Here is a 16,931-nt window from a genome sequence, read left to right on the forward strand (position 1 = left end):
TCTGTAATCTTCCCGTCCCCAAGCCGTGGGGGCTCGCCCTGTAGAGTGGCTGCCATGCTTCCCGTACATGTTGTGCAGGCGGCTCTTAACTGGAGCGAGTTCATGAATGTCCGTGCATTTGCCCTATCGGCCGCGCTTGCCGCGGCGGCCTCCTTGGCGCCTTGGGCAGCCGTGGCGGCCAACGACGCGACCAGCACTGCTGACGAGCGCCCCCCGTCCGGCAACTTCACGCTGGGCGAGATCAAGAAGGTCGATGCCAGCCAAGGCAAGCTCACGATCAAGCACGGCCCCATTGAAAACCTGGGGATGCCCGCAATGACGATGGTGTTCCGCGCAGATGCCTCGGTCATGGCCGGCCTTCAGGCCGGTGATCAGGTGAAGTTCAAGGCAGACAAGGTGGACGGCGCAATCCGCATCCTCGAACTCCAGAAGTAAGTATTTTCCCTTGGTTCGGCAGAGTGGGTTCTATATGAGGAACCCACAAGCGGGTTCTGGCTTCCCGATTGCCCCCCCCTTCCATACTACGTCCTTGCCCCTCTAAACTGATTCACATGACCCTGCTGGTCCGAACTGCACTCGTATGCCTGCTGGCCTTGGCCGTGCCTCTTCAGGGCGCGGTGGCCGCGGCCATGCGTTGCTGCGGGATGGATCATCATCAAGTCGGGGCATCGCTTGTCCAGGATCAGAGAGACCACCAGCACTCCGAGGAGTTCGGCCGGGGGGGGGAACTGGCCCCGCATGTGCACACTAGCCACGCTCCACAGCATGACGAGCCGAGCGCACAGGATTCGGGATCTCCGAACGAGCATTCGGGCTCGCACGAAGAAGACAAGCGCGTCGACGCTACCAAGGCTCTCGCTAAGACTCCTGTCAAAGTCACCGGGAAGTGCAACGTATGTGCTTCTTGCTGCGGCGCTGCCGCGCTGCCATCTGAGGCTCCCGCTTTAGCGCCGACCGAAGTGGAAAAGGATCGGCACCTACCATCGGTCACGCCGGACCCAGAGTTCGGCACCGCCGGGCCTGAGCGTCCACCACGAACGTCCTTCCTCTGAAGACGTTCGCCGCGTGCGACGCTGGATCTGTTCGCCTTGAGCACGACTCCGCATCGAACACGTCGAACTGAGTTGCTGCGCCCTTGATTCGCACTAGGCGCGGCGAGTCTGTCCTGCTCCAGGACGGAGTTCACCAGGAACGACATGTTTTGCCGATCTACCCTTGGCGCGTGGGCATTTGTCCTTGCGTTGCCAGCGTTCGCCCAACACTCGGGTCATACCGCTGCGCCAGCGCCGCAGGTTTCCCCCCAGGCCTCTAAACCGCAACCCCCTCCAGCTGCTCAAGCCGCGGTCGGGACGGCCTCGTCGCCCAGCCGCACAGCTAGCGACCAGCGCTACGTTTCAAGCTTCGAGAACTACCGTCGATTTGCGGACGAGCCCGTTCAGTCTTGGAAAGCGTCCAACGACCGCGTGGGCCAAATTGGCGGCTGGCGGACGTATGCCAAAGAAGCGGCCGGCGCGGACGCGCCGCTGCCGAGCGCAGCGACTGCCCCGGCGCACCAGTCTGCTGGGCAGCCTGATAAGACGGCGTCCGAGGTCAAGCCGCCTCGCCCCGCTGCGGTCCAGACGCCGCAATCCCCGTCCGCACCGGCGCCCAAGGCGAGCGGTGGCCATTCCCAACATCAATGAACTACCGGAGACCGCGCATGAACAGCCGGGAGAGCCGCGTCGCGCGACGCATCCGCTGGGCCGCCATTCCGCTTGCAGTGACCCTGCTCGCCGGATGCGCCAGCACCGCCATTGATAGCAATTTCGGTGAGGTGCAGTCCCTCACGCAGAGTCGACTTGGCGCTGAGGTGAAATGGCTGCGCTCCTCTGAAGCCCGCGAACAAGCGACGAAGGACGTTCAATCGATCCTAGCCCATCCGTTGACCGCCGATGATGCGGTGCGATTGGCGCTGGCCTACAGTCCCGCGCTACAAGCGACGCTTTACGACAGCGCGGCTGCGTCTGCCACGGCGGCGCAAGGTGCGCGGTTGCCCAATCCAGTCTTCACCTTTGAGCGCCTGGTGCGCGGGCAAGGTGCTGATCGAGATCTAGATATCGGTAGGTCGCTGGGAATCTCCTTGTTCGACCTCCTGCTGCTGCCCAGCCGCATGCGCATTGCCAGCTTCCAGCAGCAGCAACTACAGCTGCGACTTGCGGGCGACGTGGTCCAGGCGGCAACTGAAGCCCGTCAGAACTGGATCCGCGCGGTCGCGGCCCAGCAGCAGGTCCAGTACGCCGAGCAAGTCAAGGTCGCGGCAGACGCGACCGCCGAGCTGGCCAGGCGCATGCAGGCGGTTGGCAACTTCAGCAAGCTTCAACGGGCCCGGGAGCAAGCCTTCGCCGCGGAGGCGGTGGCGCAACTGGCCAGAGCGCGGCAAAGCGCTCAAAGCAGCCGCGAAGCGCTCGTGCGCAGTCTCGGCTTGGACGCGGCACAAGCGCGCATGCTCAAGTTGCCGGAGCGCTTGCCCGACCTGCCCAAGTCCCCACGCGATGAGGCGCAGGTGGAGCAGCAGGCGATCGACCAACGACTCGATGTCCGCATGGCGCGGGCGGATCTGCAAACCACGGCCCGTGAACTCGGGCTCAGTCGCGTGACGAGTGTGATCAACGGGTTGCACGTGGCCGCAGTGCGAAACAGCGAGACCGGGCAACCTCCTCAGAAGGGGTTTGATGTTGAGCTCCCGATCCCGCTGTTCGACTTCGGCGACGCCGTGCGCGCGCGCTCGCAGGCGACCTACATGGCGGCGGTCAATCGCACCGCGCAGCTGGCGGTCGAAGCGACTTCTCAAGTACGCGAGACCTACGGTGCCTATCGCACCGCCTTCGATGTGGCTCGTCACTACATGGAGGAAGTCGTGCCGCTGCGTAAGACGATCTCCGAGGAGAACCAGCTTCGCTACAACGGGATGCTGATCGGAGTGTTCGAACTCATTGCCGACGCGCGCGAGCAGATCTCCAGCGTCAACCAAGCCCTGGAAGCGCAGCGCGACTTCTGGCTTGCCGACGCGGCTCTGCAAGCCACGCTGATCGGCAAGCCCGTGGGCTCGATCACCTTCCAAGCGTCGTCTGCCGCGCCTGCTGGCGGCGACGCGGGTCACTGATTTCTACGGAGATGCATATGACAAACAGCCGACGCCGATTTCTGGCGGGTACCGCCGCGGCGGGTGCCGCCGTGGCGGCCTCGACCGTGAGCAAAGTGGCCATGGCCGCCTTGCCCGAGCCGGTCTATCAATCCAATCCCTCCTCCGCAGCGCCGCTCTATCCCACCACCGGCCGTCCCTACAACCCCATGGTCACGCTCAACGGCTGGAGCCTGCCTTGGCGCATGAACAATGGCGTCAAGGAGTTCCATCTGGTCGCCGAGCCCGTTGTCCGTGAGTTCGCGCCCGGTATGAAGGCGCACCTGTGGGGCTACAACGGAAGCTCGCCCGGTCCGACCATCGAGCTCGTGGAAGGCGACCGGGTTCGCTTGTTCGTCACAAACAAGCTCCCAGAGCACACCACGATCCATTGGCATGGCGTCCGTCTGCCGAATGGGATGGACGGGGTTGGCGGCCTCAATCAGCCCCACATTCAGCCCGGCAAGACTTTCGTGTACGAGTTCGTCGTGCGGCGCAGCGGCACCTTCATGTATCACCCGCACGCGGACGAGATGGTGCAGATGGCCATGGGCATGTACGGGATGTTCATCGTGCACCCGAAGGATCCGAAGTTCATGCCGGTCGATCGCGACTACGGCTTCATCCTGAACGCCTACGACATTGAGCCGGGCAGCTACACCCCGCGGGTGAGCGAGATGACCGACTTCAACCTGTGGACCTTCAACTCGCGCGTGTTCCCGGGCATCGATCCGATGGTGGCGCGTCAGGGCGAGCGCGTGCGCATCCGGGTAGGCAACCTCACGATGACGAACCACCCGATCCATCTGCACGGTCACGAGTTTGTGGTCGCCGGCACCGATGGCGGCTGGACCCGCGAGAACTCTCGGTGGGATGAGGTCACGACGGATGTTGCTGTCGGACAGATGCGCGCGATCGAGTTCGTCGCCAACGAGCCTGGCGACTGGGCGTTCCATTGCCACAAGAGCCACCACACGATGAATGCCATGGGACATGGCCTGCCCAACATGATCGGGGTGGACCACACCGGCATCGTCAAGCAGGTCAACAAGCTGATCCCCGACTACATGGCCATGGGCGAGCGCGGCATGGCAGACATGGCTGAGATGGAGATGCCTATCCCGGACAACACGCTACCGATGATGACCGGGCAAGGCCCGTTCGGCCCGGTCGAGATGGGCGGCATGTTCACTGTGATGAAGGTTCGTGCAGATCAAAAGCGCGGCGACTTCAAGGATCCAGGCTGGTACCAGCACCCCAAGGGCGAGGTCGCGTACGAGTTCACCGGTGTACTGCCGGAGCCGGCGCGGTCCTTCAGCGCTGGAGGCCAGACCATGCCGCTGGCCCGCAAACCCCCAGGCAATGTCGAGATGCGCGTGCGCAAGCCCAGCGGCGGCCACGAGAACCACTGACAGCGACCCCCACTTTCCAACCCCCAAGCAAGACCGTTTCGTTAAGGAATCAATCATGAAGATCCAACACCTGCTCGCCGCCGTTCTGGTTGCAATCGGCTCCACTGCAGCATTTGCGTCCGGCAACCATGCCGGTGGACACGGGAACGAAGACAGTGCCATTGGCAAACCTGGTAAAGCTCAACAGGTCACGCGCACCGTCAACGTCGACATGACCGACAACATGCGCTTCACGCCGGCCAGCGTTGAAGTCAAGCAAGGCGAGACCATCCGCTTCAAGGTCAAGAACTCTGGACAGGTCAAACACGAATTCGTGCTCGGCACCGAGCAAGAACTCAAGGAGCACTATCAGGCCATGCTCAAGAACCCCGAGATGGAGCACGAAGATCCGCAGATGATCACGCTGGCTGGTGGCAAGACCGGCGAGGTGATCTGGCAGTTCACCAAGGCGGGCAAGGTCGACTTCGCGTGCCTTCAGCCCGGGCACTACGACGCGGGGATGAAGGGCGCGGTCACCGTTGCCAAATCCGGCGCAAAGGTGAGTGCTACCAAGGCAGGCGCCAAGGCCGACGGCCACGCCGATCACGCACACTGAGCAAGCCATGACCGGTCTCATGAATCGGCGCCGCGCCGTCTGGGCGGGTCTTGGCTTGGGCCTTGCAGTGGTTGAACACGCCGCTGCACGGCCGTCCCCCGCTGCCTGGGCCGTCGAAGTGTGGAAATCCCCCGAGTGCGGTTGCTGTAAGGCGTGGTTGACGCACCTACAGGCGCAGGGCATGAGCATCGGCACCATCCACAACAGCGGAAACACCGATGCTCGCAAGTCGCTTGGGATCCCCCTCGCTTTGGGCTCTTGTCATACCGCTCGCATCGAGGGCTATGTCATCGAGGGCCACGTGCCAGCCAGGGAGATCAAGCGCTTGCTCAAGGAACGTCCCTTGGCGATTGGCTTGGCCGTGCCCGGCATGCCGTTGGGCAGCCCCGGCATGGATGGCCCCGACTTCGACAACCAGACCCAACCCTACGACGTGTTGCTCGTCCTCAAAGATGGCTCCACGCGCGTGTTCCAGTCCTACCACCGTTAATCCAAGGAGCTGTTATGAAGTCCCACTTTGTGCGTTTTGCATTGACTGCTTTCGCGCTGATGACCGCCGGCGGTGCTTACGCCGCGGGCGACCAGGCCGTGCAGCAATCCTCCTCGCCTGCCTCAGCGCAGACGGCCCCCGAGGCGACGGCGATGACCGAAGGCGAAGTTCGCCGCATTGACGCAGCGAACAAGAAGATCACGCTCAAACACGGCGAGATCAAGAACCTGGAGATGCCCGCGATGACCATGGTGTTTCAGGTTTCGGACCCCGCCGCAATCGACAAGCTCAAGGTGGGTGACAAGGTTCGTTTTGCCGCCGAGAAGCGCGCCGGCGCTTTGGTCGTCACGCAGATCGAGGCCGCCAAGTGAGTCCTCTCAAAGCCGTTGTCGCCTTTCTTGTGCCCATGATGCTGTTCACCACGGCGCGAGCGGAGTTGGTGGACGTGCAGTGGCAGCCGGATGGTTCGTCGCAGCGTGAATTCCAAGTCGCACCGGGCAAGTTCGCGGAGTGGTGCACAAAGCTGCGTCAAGGCGAAAAAGTGAAGTGGGAGTTCGATTCGGACGCGCCGCTCAACTTCAACGTGCACTACCACGAAGGCAAGGAGGCGCGGTACCCCGCCAAGCACGACGCCGCGACCAAGGCCGAGGGCTCGCTGGAAGTTGCTGCCGATCAGCACTATTGCTGGATGTGGTCCAACAAGACCACATCCACCGCGACAGCGCGCTCCGTCTTGCGCAAGGTCCAGTGAGCCATGGCGTGAAGACCTTTTGACATACGCGGGCAGATCCAGCCGCCGCGCCCGCACATCTTGCTCACCCTCTTGCCTGTCACATCCCAGCCGGGACGGCAGGCAGGGGTGCGCCTGTTTTTGAGCCTTAAGCAGCGGCATGTGACTCCATATCGACTCGGTGGCCCGGGACTGTGCATTGCTCGCTGATGAGGCCGAATCGTCGGTGACTACAAGGAGTGAATCATCATGGCCCACGAACAGTTTGCGTCGTGCATCGACGCCTGCGACGAGTGCGCGGCAGCGTGCAACCATTGCGCAAGTGCGTGCCTCCAAGAAAGCGACGTGCATGCGATGTCGCGATGCATCGCGCTGGACATCGACTGCGCAGCCATCTGCCAGCTGGCCTCCGCGGCGATGGCTCGCGGCAGTGAGCACGCTCGCTCCATCTGCGCCCTATGTGCGGAAATCTGCGACAGCTGTGCAGAGGAATGCGGCAAGCACGACATGGATCACTGCCAAGCCTGCGCGCAAGCCTGCCGCAACTGCGCAGCACTGTGTCGCAGCATGACCGGCTCAACCAACGCCTAGGTCTCGGCGCGCAAGGACGCGTTGGGGCGGCAGGCTTGATCAGATTCGCTGAACGGTAGGTCCCGAAATGACAACTCTGGACAGCGGGCCCGAAAAATGCGCTGGACCTTCCCACGATGGGAAGCTGCAGAGTGTCACTTGCCGGAGTTGTTCCGGAGCGACCCGAGGAGCATCCCATGCTTACGTTTGAAGTTCCCGACATGAGCTGCCGCAGTTGCGCCAGCAAGATCAGCAAGGCCGTCAAGGAGGTCGATCCGCAAGCTCGGGTCGAGGTGGACCTGACCGCCAAGCTGGTGCGGATTGACTCCGGCCAAGCGCAAGCGAGCGAGCTAAAAACAGCACTTGAGCAGGCGGGATACACGCCAAGCGAGCCGGCTGCCCCGCAAGGGGCGACCACGTCCAGCCCCGCAGGCTGCTGCGGTGGCTGCAGGCCCTAGCCGGCAAGTACCTCGGCCGCGCAGCGATGTGCTGACCCCAACTGGCATACCTTGAGTCCGCGGCGCAACCGGTCGACGCGGACTTTCCACCAACTCCGGAGGAGCGAAATGAGCAAGCATCCCACCGATCACGAATTGAAGCCGGCGACGGTTCCCATGACTGGTGGAGGCGGCGCCGCTGTGGACTTCTCCTGCCCGATGCATCCGGAGGTTCGTCAGAGCGACCCTGGACGGTGTCCGAAGTGCGGTATGCACCTGGTCGCGTCAGCCGGAGCCGTCCCAACGCATCGAGCCGGCGCCGGCATTGGCGCACAGGTGCATGCTGGCAACGCTCAACAGACACAGCCCCACAACCACGAGGCCAGCGGCGCGGCGTCGTCGTTCGGGCCTGCTCCGCAGTCTGAACACCGGCACGTTCACCAGCACACTGCTCGCGTGGGCGCGCCCGATGCGCCTGACGTTCACCCGCCATCGACGTCGACGATCTACACGTGCCCCATGCACCCCGAGATCCGCCAGGATCATCCCGGCAATTGTCCCAAATGCGGCATGTCGCTTGAGTCGCTGATTCCTGAAGCGGCGGACGATGACAACCCGGAGCTGCGGGACTTCGCTCGTCGCTTCTGGTGGACGCTTCCGCTGACGGTCGTCGTCACGGCGCTGGCCATGGCGGGGCATCAGCTCGGCTGGCTCACGCCTGCGAAGCAGAGTTGGGTGGAGCTTGTGCTGTCGCTGCCCATCGTTCTGTGGGCAGGGTGGCCGTTCTTGGTAAGAGGCGCCGAGTCAGTGCGACAGCGCAGCCCCAACATGTGGACATTGATCGGGCTGGGCACAGGAGCGGCTTTCGTCTACAGCGTCGTGGCCACGGTCGCGCCGCAGGCATTCCCGACCAGCTTCATGGCGCACGGCCGCATCGGGGTGTACTTCGAGGCTGCCGCGGTCATCATTTCCTTGACACTGCTGGGGCAGATGCTGGAGTTGCGCGCTCGCTCGCAGACGTCCGCAGCCATCAAATCGCTGCTCGGCCTCGCACCGAAAATCGCCAGGCGTATCTCGGCGGACGGCGGCGAGGAGGATGTACCGTTGACCCATGTGCACGTCGGAGACCGACTTCGCATCCGCCCGGGCGAAAAGGTGCCTGTGGACGGCATCGTCGAGGAGGGGCAAAGCGCCATCGATGAATCCATGCTTACCGGCGAACCCGTTCCGGTCACCAAGCGCGTTGGTGACAAGGTCATCGGGGCCACGATCAACACGACTGGGGCGCTGATCATGAGGTCCGAACGCGTGGGGTCGCAAACGATGCTTTCGCAGATCGTGCAAATGGTTGCTCAGGCTCAGCGCTCCAGAGCACCCATGCAACGCATGGCGGACCAGGTGGCGGGCTGGTTTGTCCTGGCCGTCATCGGCGTCGCGCTGCTGTCGCTCTTTGGCTGGGGGGTTTTCGGCGGAGAGCAAGGCTGGCAGTACGGGTTGATCAACGCAGTGAGCGTGCTGATCATTGCATGCCCCTGCGCGCTGGGCTTGGCTACGCCGATGTCGATCATGGTGGCCACGGGTAAGGCGGCAACGCAAGGCATCTTGTTCCGTGACGCGTCGGCCATCGAGCACCTACGACGCGTCGACACCATGGTCGTGGACAAGACAGGTACGCTGACCGAGGGCAGACCGGCCTTTGAGCAAGTGGTCGCCGCGCCAGGGCAGTCCCAAACAGAAGTCTTGCGTCTGGCGGCCAGCCTTGATCAGGCCAGCGAGCATCCGTTGGCACAGGCAATCGTGCAGGCCGCCAAAGTCCAGAACCTTGTGCTCGTGGCTGCGACGAACTTCGAGTCCTCCACGGGCATCGGTGTACGCGGCCAGGTCAAAGGCAAGAGCCTCTCCCTGGGAAATACTGCGTTGATGCAGCTGGACGGCGTGAATGTTGCACCCCTTGGTTCCTCAGCTGAAGAGCTTCGTGCTCGGGGCAGCAGCGTGATGTACCTCGCGAGCAATCAGGTGCTGCTGGGGCTGCTGGCGGTTTCCGATCCGATCAAGCAAAGCACCCCCGAGGCGTTGCGCGCGCTTCAGGCGGCAGGCATGCGGGTTGTGATGGCCACTGGGGACGGACTGACAACGGCCCAGGCGGTAGCGCGTCACCTCGGTATTGACGAAGTGCACGGTGAGGTGCAGCCCGCGGACAAGCTTGCGCTCGTTGAGCGCCTGCAGGGCGAAGGGCGCGTCGTGGGCATGGCGGGAGACGGTATCAACGACGCTCCGGCACTTGCCAAGGCGGATGTGGGCGTGGCCATGGGCACTGGCACGGATGTGGCGATGAACAGCGCCCAGTTGACGCTCGTCAAGGGGGACCTGCGCGGCATCGCCCGTGCGAAGGCGATCTCCGACGCCACCGTTGCCAACATGCGGCAGAACCTGGGCTTTGCTTTCTTCTACAACGCACTGGGCGTGCCGCTGGCTGCCGGCGTTCTCTACCCCTTCACCGGCTGGCTCCTATCGCCCATGATCGCGGCGCTCGCCATGAGCCTATCCTCGGCCAGCGTGGTGTTCAACGCGCTAAGGCTGCGTCGGTCCTCGTCCGAAGAGACTGGCGACTGACCTTGCCGGCCAGACCAAATAGATTGGCGCCCACCGGTCTTCCCGACGGGCGCCTCGTCATTCAGTATCCGCGATTGGTGTTCATGCGCCGCAGGCTGCCGTCCTGACGTGCGAGGCGCAGCTCTTCGAGCACCTCGGCCCGAGTGCGGCCACCTGCGGCAGGCGCTTCGAACTTCAGCGCACTGCTTTGCTCACCGGTCGCCGAGGTCTTCATGTCCTTGCTCGGCGCCAAGCGACGCGCCGGCGCAGGCTCGAACTCGGGTGCATAACCTGCCTCGCTATTGATCTTGTCCAGCGTGCCGTCCTCTCGTGCGCGCTTGAGTTCCTCGATCACCTCAGCGCGTGTGCGCCCGCCGCCGGCGGCCGGTGCATCGAACTCCAGGCGAGCGGACTGGCCGCCCACGACCGAGCTGGGGGCCTTTGCGCGCGAGGAGCCAGAGTCGGCTTCAAACTCGGGGGCGTACCCAGCTTCGCTGTTGATCTTGGCCAGCGAGCCGTCGGCACGGGCCTGCGCCAGCTCGGCAAGGACCTGTGCACGTGTCTTCGCGGAAGGCATGACATGGTAGGCGCCTCCCGACTCACTATTGCCTTGCGTGAAACCGTTGTCGGCAAAAGCGGGTGCGGCGGCTACGGTGAGCGCAGCGGCGGCGGCCAAGGCGAAGGGCGTGAGGGTGCGGAACATGGTGAACTCCTTGTGGTTTGCATCGCGAGCAACCGGGTGGTCATCGCAGACTTGGCGTCGAACTCGAGCGCCATGGAGATCACTTTAGAAAGTTGGGGGCCACAAGGACCTGTCGCCGCCATTACGAAGCTGTCATGAAGCGCCGAACCGCGATGTTGGGAGTGCGCCTTGCCAGATCAAAAGAGCCACGTCACCTGGTGAGGTGGTTGGTCCTTCAACTTCTTCGCAGGAGCATTTCATGAGAACTGAAACTTCCCGAGCTCTACAGCTGATCCTGATTGCAGTCGTGAGCGTGTGCTCCGTCGGCGGCGCGCTTGCGCAGGCTGCCAACTCTCCCTCCGACAAGCTCAAGAGCTCGATGGAGTCGGGAATGAGGTCGATGCAGGGCATGAAGCTCAGCGGCGACACGGACAAGGATTTCGCCATGATGATGAAGATGCATCATCAGCAAGCGATCGAGATGGCCAAGGTCGAGATGCAGAGCGGCAAGTCTGCGCAACTCAAGGCAATGGCGCAAAAGATGCTCGACGATCAGTCCAAGGAGATCGGGGAACTCGACGCGTGGCTGCAGCAGCACAAGTGACTTCAAGGGCTGGATTGACTCCGATCGCCGACCACTCGCGATCCAACGCCCGAACTCGGCTATGACATCGGGGCGGCCGTGCCCCGAAGCCAGGCCCGCAGTCGCCGCCGGGTCTGGCTACAGGAGATGCCCAGCTGAGGATCGCAGGGAAGGATCACCGCTCCGCAATTGCGCACCTCGTCAGGCTCATCGTCGAGCACGAGTGCGTCTACGATCCGCGGCTGCGCGTGCAAGAACTGAGCGATGGCCGCGGCCTTTGCGCCGCGTGGAACCGCACCAGCAAATCGTGAAGCCAGTGGTCCGAGGAAGTCCCTCAGATAGTCATCGGCGAACTGTTCGCGCCAACTGGAATGAACGCATACCCCCACATCCGTAAACGCTGCGAGCTCATCAGCCAGGATGGTCACCCACTCGAACGGAAGCATACGGCCGTTGGAGCCTCGCGCAGAGTGCAGGACCCCGTCAAAGTCTGTGAACACGATTCGATGGAAACCGACTGGGCGCGCGCCGGCGATCACGCTTTGATGCGAAGGGCGCACGATTAGCAGCGCGGCGCCGAGGCTGTACCTAACGCCGGAGCCTCCACGATGGAGCCGTCGTTGAGCCAGAACTGGATGGCCCAGTTGACGGTGTCGGACCTGCGCCGTTCGCCGTCGATGATCCAGTGGATGGAGTGGTCGTTGAACATCAGGTGCCCCTGACCGGGCTCGATCAGTTCGTCGTACTGCTCGCGGCCTGTGAAGAAGTTCAGCATGATCCCTTTACGGATCTCGAAAAAGCGCTCTGTGCTCATCTGGTCTGGAGTTGATGGTGGTTCAAGCGGCGGCGATGGATTTCCATCCTTGCGCGCGCTGTCGTTTACTCCGCCCGTGCCACGCGGCGCCGGCCACGCCCCGTCACGGAGACGCGGGGGCGCAACCGGGGAGCTCGCGTGTTGAGCCGCAGCAGCAGCTCGGCCTCCCGATCGGGTGGTGGCGTCTGCATGGGCACGGCCACGTCCAGCGTCTTCCCCGCCACATCTCGCAAGGTCACCACCTTGCCCGACTCGTCGCTGCGGAGCCAAACTTCGTTGATTTCCCGCGAGCACCACTGGCCGGTCGGAGACGCCCAGGCCGGGATCATCGCCACGAGACCGCGTACACTCGCGGCATTGACGGCCTTGATCGCGTCGGCCAAGTCCGTGTCCCACGCTATGCACAAGGTATGGGTCGGCTTCCATCCAAGATCGCCTGGATCTGGCCGCTCCACCGTGAGAAGAAACCAGGGTGAGTGCAGCGTCATCTCGACGACCCGCCAGTGTTTGCCTCCGGGCACGTTGAGGCCTTCGGGCATGGGGAACTCGTACTGCGGGAGCGAGAGAAACATCGGTCTGTTGCCAGGGACCATACGGCTCCGGCGGTGGGATGGTTGACATGGCGCCGATTGTTCGGCCAGCACGTCCATAACCAAATTTTTGATACGGCGCGGGGTCGGATACGGTGCGAGGCTGAGAGCTCTCCATGGTCAAAACTCTGCACAGCCGTCACAACGAGATCCTTCTGGACAAGCTCCGCAAGCTACGGGAAGCCCGCGGCCTGCGGCAGGCCGACCTTGCGCTGCTGATCGGTCGCAGCCAAGGTGCGGTCAGCTACGTCGAAAGCGGCCAGACCCGTCTGGACATCATCGGCTTGCGCGACTGGCTGGAGGCGCTGGACTACGGCTTCTTGCGCTTCTTGAAGGAGCTCGACGCCGAATTGAGACGGCTCGACGCGCTACGTATGCGGCCCAAGGCGGGCAAAGGGAGCAGGCGGGCATCGCGGTCGGCACACGCTCGGCTCAGCGATTTGCTGCAGCGCCCCCCCATGAGCGAAGACTAGTCCACGAATGGGCGATGCAGCGTATCAGCCACCGCCGTGGCGGTGGGGGCAGCTCCGTTGACGACGCCAGAAGAGCGGCGTCGCAATCTCGGGTGGGGACGAGAGGCGCTGGAGGAGCTGTCACTGGACCCGGATCTCCCCGCGGATTGGCGCAATGCGGCGGCTGCAGCGCTTGCCGACTACCCGACGCAGGAATTCATGCGGCAGTTCGATGCCGCTGATCCTGACGCGCTTGACGACTACGCCAGCGCGCTCCTGAAGGCACGCTTGCTGTTTCATCGGGTGCAAGCCGGCAGCGGATGCTCGGCGCAGCGCCGGTACATGCTTGCGGTCGTGCTTCGGCACTTCCCGTGGGGCGACAACGCCCTACAAGAGACTGGGAAACTGGTGGCGCTGGATTCGTTCGTCCAGGCGCTTGACGAATGCCTCAAGCGTCGTGCCGCACGCGTGTGTCCACAGGGCCAGCTCGAAGACGTCGACGCGCCGTCGCCCAGATTCGCAGCGGCTGACGATGTCCTGGCCAATCTGCAGGCGCTCCGCCAGCTCCATCTGGCTCAGGCCAGCATCGGCCCTGAGGACGTTCAACTCCTCAAGGAACAACTTGTACTTCTCACTGTGGAGCGGGCTTCTCATCCTGACCTGGCTGCAAATGCAACCGGGCAGGATCAGAGGGAAGAAGAATTATGGGAAAACGCCATAATCAATATCGAAGTACCGCATCTTCGGAATCGGTTGGCGAGCACCATGACATGAGCCACATTGCTGCTCTAACTGCTCAAGGCGCCTCGCTCCTGTTTGTGGCGAGACATGCACGGCCCTGATCGGTAGCGCTCGGACTCCATAATGCGAGGGCTCGCGGGCGCAGACGCGCGCAAAGCGATGGCGCGCACCGGTCGAGCCGCCCAAGACAGCTCGAAGCACGATGGCACTTCATATGAGGCTGTGAGGATGGGTGAACCGTACTGGGCCGATGTCGAGGTCGAATGCGTCGGCCAGGACCTGTATCGAGCAGTCCTGGTCCTCGGACTGGGTGTTCGCGAGGGCGGGGACGAGGATATCGTTCGCGTCCCTCTACTCGGGGAGCATCCCACGGCAGAAGAGGCGCGCCTAGGCGCGCGCGGCTATTTCCGCCATGGCGCAAAGCCCCAGGTAGCACGCAATTCCGACAGGAGTTGAGAAGCGGTCATGTCGTGAGTCAAGCGTGCATCTACTGCGGGCAGGTCGGTCCCTTCAACGTCGAGCATGCAATCCCCGCCGGCCTTGGCGCGGGCGACGCATTTGTCCTGGAAGACCTGGTGTGCAGGACCTGCAACGACTTCTTCTCGCGGGAGTTGGAGGTGCGAGTGCTGCGACGCGGCGAGATCGGCCTGGGTCGCCTGGCACTTCAGCCGCAAGGTCGGTCGCGCGGGGGCAAGACCCGAGCTCCAACCTTCGAATCGTCGTCGGCCAAACTGCTGACAGAAGATGGCCGAGCACTGGAGATCAAACTGGGGTTCGGTCTATCGCCTCAGATCCTGCCTCAGCTTACCCTCGATGGTGACCAGCTCGAAGGCAACGGCAGCGATCGCCGGAAGGTCGGTGCATTCCTGCAGCGTCTGGGGCGGGTGTTGGGCGATCGCGTCGAGCTGGTCGTCAAGGATGCCGATTCTGAAAAGTCGCTCACCTTCGCCCAGCTTGCCTGGTCCGTGGACACGTATGCGGCGTCGAGCGGGAGCACGACAGGCAAGCCTGGCAAAGACACCATCTGGATGGAACTGCCACAGGCGGAGACCGGTGGCCGGGCGCGGATGCTTGAGCGCGACAACGGCTCTCTGGTCATCCAAGTCAACGGGCGAGATGTGGGCGCAGCCGCGACCCTTGCGACGCTGATCCGCCGCAATCTGTCCGCGCTCACCAAGTCACTGTCGACCTTGGTGCGCGAGACCGACATCCCGCAGCCTCAGATTCGTGTATCGGGGCATTCGCCCACGGACGATGACCTGGCTCGGTTCATCGCCAAGATCGGCTTCAACCTGCTGGCGTTGGAGCAAGGGCGCGCATTTTGCTGCGACCCAAGGTTCGATGCATTGCGGTCGTCCATCCGAACCGGTAATCCCGAACTGCGTATGTCACCGTGGACGGAGGCCGAGGGGCTTTTGCCCAGGCTCCATCACCTCTTCGCGGGCAAGCATTGGATGATGCTGTCCCCCATGCCGAATCCGGCAACCGGCGCAAGGGGACTGGTCTTTTGCTGCAGCCTCTATGGCGGCGCTGCCAGTATCGTCCTGCTCACCGAAGATCTGCCTGCCCAGCACTTTGACTTCCATGTGTTCTACGTGGTCGACTACAAGCGCCAAAGCGTCGCTCGCCACACCTTGTTCGACGTCGTGCAGATGATGCAGCAGTCGCCATCGATCAACGTAGCGCCTGACGTCGACCCCCGGTAGATCCCGTAAGGATCCTCGCCCCGTTGTGCTTATCATCGAAGGCTACACGCGGCGCCTCCACCTTCTCGGCCGTGCGCGTCGCGCGGTAAAAACGCTCACTCCCTATGAACGCCGACGTCCAGCAGTACCTCAGTGCGGCCGACCGTGAGAACACGGTGCGCAGCTACGCAGCCGCGATCCGCCACTTCGAGGTGGACTGGAAGGGGCTGCTCCCAGCGACGATCGACACCGTGGCCAGGTACTTGGCTGAGCACGCAGCGGTCTACAAGATCAGCACGCTCAGGCTGCATTTGGCGGCCCTGGCGCGATGGCACGCCGACAACGGCTTCGCGGACCCAACGCGATCGGCACTGGTGCTCAAGGTGCTTAGGGGAATCCGGGCCAGACACGCCACCCCCCAGCGTCGCGCTCGTCCACTTCAGCTCGATGTGCTGGAGCAGGCCAGCGATTGGTTGATGCGCGCCAGGGACTCCGCCCTCGAAGGCGGACGTCGCGTGCAGGCACTGCGCCACGGACGCGACCGTTCGCTTTTGCTGCTCGGGTTCTGGCGGGCTTTTCGAGCCGACGAGCTCGCCAACATGCGCATCGAGGAAGTCCAGGCCGTGCGAGGTCAAAGCTTGACCTGCAGGCCGGGCCGCACGAAAACATCTCACGAGGACGATGACCGGGCATTCCGTTGCCCGGCTCTGTCCCGTCTTTGCCCGGTGGATGCCTTTCTCGACTGGATCGAGCTCAGCGGCAGAACCACCGGTCCGGTTTACCCGGGCATCGACCGCTGGGGAAACATCTCCCGGAACCATATGGCCAGCCAGGCGGTGCTGCCACTTTTGCGTCGCATTCTTAAAGAGGCCGGCGTTCTGGAAGCCGACACCTACTCCAGCCACTCCCTGCGCCGCGGTTTCGCTGGCTGGGCCACCGCCAACGGGTGGGATTTGAAGGAGCTGATGGAGCACGTGGGGTGGAGAGACGTGAACTCAGCGTTGCGCTACATCGACGCTCCCCAGGACGCGGTGAAGGCAAAGATTGAACGCGCACTGGCCTCAAGCGGCAGACTCCCGGATTGATGACCATGGATGGTCTGACCTCTGACCAGCGAGCTCTTGCGGAGTGCATCTGCGAGATCTCCGAGCGTCGCTACCGGGCTGGCTGGATGTTGGGCATCGAGGCGGAGGTGTGGCACGACCTGGTCGGTGCACAGGGCGGGACGTATCGACGCGGTCTCTCGTCCGAAGAATTCCAGCGACTCAAGACGTTGAGCGACCGATGCGGCGGCTGGATCGCCCTCGATCACGAGGGCGATTGCGGTTTCGTAGCCATGGAGGACTGGCTGGCCCGTTGCGCTGCGGACGACGGGATTGGACGCTAGATCTGCCAGGC

Annotated in this window: 20 protein-coding genes; 16 read left to right on the top strand and 4 right to left on the bottom strand. The window is 63.3% G+C overall.

Annotated features, from left to right (window positions below):
- Positions 1 to 102 precede the first annotated feature (102 nt).
- From CDN99_RS09755 to CDN99_RS09805, 10 genes are all read left to right on the top strand, one after another.
- Complete coding sequence (locus CDN99_RS09755) at positions 103 to 435, top strand: copper-binding protein (protein WP_088384843.1); 333 nt, start codon at positions 103 to 105, stop codon at positions 433 to 435.
- Between the two features lie 1,264 nt (positions 436 to 1,699).
- Entirely contained in the window at positions 1,700 to 3,142 is a 1,443-nt protein-coding gene (locus CDN99_RS09765) for a TolC family protein (protein WP_088384656.1), read from the top strand.
- A 17-nt stretch (positions 3,143 to 3,159) separates the two neighbouring features.
- Positions 3,160 to 4,572 carry a multicopper oxidase family protein gene (locus tag CDN99_RS09770; protein WP_088384657.1) on the top strand — a complete coding sequence of 471 codons (1,413 nt, stop codon included), beginning with the start codon at positions 3,160 to 3,162 and terminating at the stop codon, positions 4,570 to 4,572.
- Positions 4,573 to 4,627: 55 nt separating this feature from the next.
- The gene (locus tag CDN99_RS09775) at positions 4,628 to 5,167 is read left to right on the top strand and encodes a cupredoxin domain-containing protein (protein ID WP_088384658.1); all 540 of its coding nucleotides are present in this window, start codon (positions 4,628 to 4,630) and stop codon (positions 5,165 to 5,167) included.
- A gap of 181 nt (positions 5,168 to 5,348) precedes the next feature.
- Positions 5,349 to 5,657: a DUF411 domain-containing protein gene (locus CDN99_RS09780; RefSeq protein ID WP_310732471.1), complete on the top strand. Its 309-nt coding sequence runs from the start codon at positions 5,349 to 5,351 to the stop codon at positions 5,655 to 5,657.
- A 14-nt stretch (positions 5,658 to 5,671) separates the two neighbouring features.
- A complete protein-coding gene (locus CDN99_RS09785) occupies positions 5,672 to 6,028 on the top strand; it encodes a copper-binding protein (protein WP_238139450.1) in 357 nt (118 codons plus the stop codon).
- Between the two features lie 38 nt (positions 6,029 to 6,066).
- Positions 6,067 to 6,408, top strand: a complete 342-nt coding sequence (locus CDN99_RS09790; protein ID WP_238139451.1) for a hypothetical protein — start codon at positions 6,067 to 6,069, stop codon at positions 6,406 to 6,408.
- A 228-nt stretch (positions 6,409 to 6,636) separates the two neighbouring features.
- Positions 6,637 to 6,978 carry a four-helix bundle copper-binding protein gene (locus CDN99_RS09795; RefSeq protein ID WP_088384660.1) on the top strand — a complete coding sequence of 114 codons (342 nt, stop codon included), beginning with the start codon at positions 6,637 to 6,639 and terminating at the stop codon, positions 6,976 to 6,978.
- A gap of 176 nt (positions 6,979 to 7,154) precedes the next feature.
- Positions 7,155 to 7,415 carry a heavy-metal-associated domain-containing protein gene (locus tag CDN99_RS09800; RefSeq protein ID WP_088384661.1) on the top strand — a complete coding sequence of 87 codons (261 nt, stop codon included), beginning with the start codon at positions 7,155 to 7,157 and terminating at the stop codon, positions 7,413 to 7,415.
- 108 nt (positions 7,416 to 7,523) lie between these two features.
- Positions 7,524 to 10,007 carry a copper-transporting P-type ATPase gene (locus CDN99_RS09805; RefSeq protein ID WP_375134425.1) on the top strand — a complete coding sequence of 828 codons (2,484 nt, stop codon included), beginning with the start codon at positions 7,524 to 7,526 and terminating at the stop codon, positions 10,005 to 10,007.
- 61 nt (positions 10,008 to 10,068) lie between these two features.
- Here the strand turns inward: CDN99_RS09805 and CDN99_RS09810 are convergent, their stop codons facing one another.
- On the bottom strand, positions 10,069 to 10,689 hold the full coding sequence (locus CDN99_RS09810; RefSeq protein ID WP_088384663.1) for a DUF4148 domain-containing protein: 621 nt from the start codon (positions 10,687 to 10,689) through the stop codon (positions 10,069 to 10,071).
- A 238-nt stretch (positions 10,690 to 10,927) separates the two neighbouring features.
- Here CDN99_RS09810 and CDN99_RS09815 point away from each other — a divergent pair, with 238 nt between their 5' ends.
- A complete protein-coding gene (locus CDN99_RS09815) occupies positions 10,928 to 11,272 on the top strand; it encodes a DUF305 domain-containing protein (RefSeq protein WP_088384664.1) in 345 nt (114 codons plus the stop codon).
- A gap of 59 nt (positions 11,273 to 11,331) precedes the next feature.
- Here CDN99_RS09815 and CDN99_RS29730 read toward each other — a convergent pair whose 3' ends face one another.
- The 3 genes from CDN99_RS29730 to CDN99_RS09830 form a co-directional block, all read right to left on the bottom strand.
- On the bottom strand, positions 11,332 to 11,811 hold the full coding sequence (locus CDN99_RS29730; protein WP_375134426.1) for an HAD domain-containing protein: 480 nt from the start codon (positions 11,809 to 11,811) through the stop codon (positions 11,332 to 11,334).
- A gap of 2 nt (positions 11,812 to 11,813) precedes the next feature.
- Entirely contained in the window at positions 11,814 to 12,065 is a 252-nt protein-coding gene (locus tag CDN99_RS09825; protein WP_141100725.1) for a hypothetical protein, read from the bottom strand.
- A gap of 65 nt (positions 12,066 to 12,130) precedes the next feature.
- On the bottom strand, positions 12,131 to 12,604 hold the full coding sequence (locus CDN99_RS09830) for a hypothetical protein (protein ID WP_141100726.1): 474 nt from the start codon (positions 12,602 to 12,604) through the stop codon (positions 12,131 to 12,133).
- Positions 12,605 to 12,771: 167 nt separating this feature from the next.
- On the opposite strand from CDN99_RS09830, the gene CDN99_RS09835 reads away from it, so the two are divergent.
- The 5 genes from CDN99_RS09835 (at position 12,772) to CDN99_RS09855 (ending at position 16,920) form a co-directional block, all read left to right on the top strand.
- Positions 12,772 to 13,128, top strand: a complete 357-nt coding sequence (locus tag CDN99_RS09835; protein ID WP_088384668.1) for a helix-turn-helix domain-containing protein — start codon at positions 12,772 to 12,774, stop codon at positions 13,126 to 13,128.
- Positions 13,129 to 13,185: 57 nt separating this feature from the next.
- Positions 13,186 to 13,881, top strand: coding sequence for a BPSL0761 family protein (locus tag CDN99_RS29800; RefSeq protein ID WP_445677776.1), 696 nt, complete (start codon positions 13,186 to 13,188; stop codon positions 13,879 to 13,881).
- Between the two features lie 437 nt (positions 13,882 to 14,318).
- A complete protein-coding gene (locus CDN99_RS09845) occupies positions 14,319 to 15,554 on the top strand; it encodes a hypothetical protein (RefSeq protein WP_088384670.1) in 1,236 nt (411 codons plus the stop codon).
- Between the two features lie 104 nt (positions 15,555 to 15,658).
- Complete coding sequence (locus tag CDN99_RS09850; protein ID WP_088384671.1) at positions 15,659 to 16,618, top strand: tyrosine-type recombinase/integrase; 960 nt, start codon at positions 15,659 to 15,661, stop codon at positions 16,616 to 16,618.
- 5 nt (positions 16,619 to 16,623) lie between these two features.
- Positions 16,624 to 16,920, top strand: coding sequence for a hypothetical protein (locus CDN99_RS09855; protein WP_141100727.1), 297 nt, complete (start codon positions 16,624 to 16,626; stop codon positions 16,918 to 16,920).
- Positions 16,921 to 16,931: the final 11 nt, after the last annotated feature.

Source organism: Roseateles aquatilis, from assembly GCF_002205645.1.
In the GTDB taxonomy this organism is placed as follows: Bacteria; Pseudomonadota; Gammaproteobacteria; order Burkholderiales; family Burkholderiaceae_C; genus Roseateles; species Roseateles aquatilis.

Excerpts from the sequence above, each read along its gene's own strand:
- CDN99_RS09800 (WP_088384661.1), top strand. The coding sequence starts at position 7,155 with ATGCTTACGTTTGAAGTTCCCGACATGAGCTGCCGCAGTTGCGCCAGC.
- CDN99_RS09835 (WP_088384668.1), top strand. The coding sequence starts at position 12,772 with ATGGTCAAAACTCTGCACAGCCGTCACAACGAGATCCTTCTGGACAAG.
- CDN99_RS09770 (WP_088384657.1), top strand. The coding sequence starts at position 3,160 with ATGACAAACAGCCGACGCCGATTTCTGGCGGGTACCGCCGCGGCGGGT.
- CDN99_RS09810 (WP_088384663.1), bottom strand. The coding sequence starts at position 10,689 with ATGTTCCGCACCCTCACGCCCTTCGCCTTGGCCGCCGCCGCTGCGCTC.
- CDN99_RS09755 (WP_088384843.1), top strand. The coding sequence starts at position 103 with ATGAATGTCCGTGCATTTGCCCTATCGGCCGCGCTTGCCGCGGCGGCC.
- CDN99_RS09795 (WP_088384660.1), top strand. The coding sequence starts at position 6,637 with ATGGCCCACGAACAGTTTGCGTCGTGCATCGACGCCTGCGACGAGTGC.
- CDN99_RS09830 (WP_141100726.1), bottom strand. The coding sequence starts at position 12,604 with ATGCCCGAAGGCCTCAACGTGCCCGGAGGCAAACACTGGCGGGTCGTC.
- CDN99_RS09775 (WP_088384658.1), top strand. The coding sequence starts at position 4,628 with ATGAAGATCCAACACCTGCTCGCCGCCGTTCTGGTTGCAATCGGCTCC.
- CDN99_RS09765 (WP_088384656.1), top strand. The coding sequence starts at position 1,700 with ATGAACAGCCGGGAGAGCCGCGTCGCGCGACGCATCCGCTGGGCCGCC.
- CDN99_RS09825 (WP_141100725.1), bottom strand. The coding sequence starts at position 12,065 with ATGAGCACAGAGCGCTTTTTCGAGATCCGTAAAGGGATCATGCTGAAC.
- CDN99_RS09815 (WP_088384664.1), top strand. The coding sequence starts at position 10,928 with ATGAGAACTGAAACTTCCCGAGCTCTACAGCTGATCCTGATTGCAGTC.
- CDN99_RS09785 (WP_238139450.1), top strand. The coding sequence starts at position 5,672 with ATGAAGTCCCACTTTGTGCGTTTTGCATTGACTGCTTTCGCGCTGATG.
- CDN99_RS09780 (WP_310732471.1), top strand. The coding sequence starts at position 5,349 with ATGAGCATCGGCACCATCCACAACAGCGGAAACACCGATGCTCGCAAG.
- CDN99_RS09855 (WP_141100727.1), top strand. The coding sequence starts at position 16,624 with ATGGATGGTCTGACCTCTGACCAGCGAGCTCTTGCGGAGTGCATCTGC.
- CDN99_RS09850 (WP_088384671.1), top strand. The coding sequence starts at position 15,659 with ATGAACGCCGACGTCCAGCAGTACCTCAGTGCGGCCGACCGTGAGAAC.
- CDN99_RS09790 (WP_238139451.1), top strand. The coding sequence starts at position 6,067 with ATGCTGTTCACCACGGCGCGAGCGGAGTTGGTGGACGTGCAGTGGCAG.
- CDN99_RS09805 (WP_375134425.1), top strand. The coding sequence starts at position 7,524 with ATGAGCAAGCATCCCACCGATCACGAATTGAAGCCGGCGACGGTTCCC.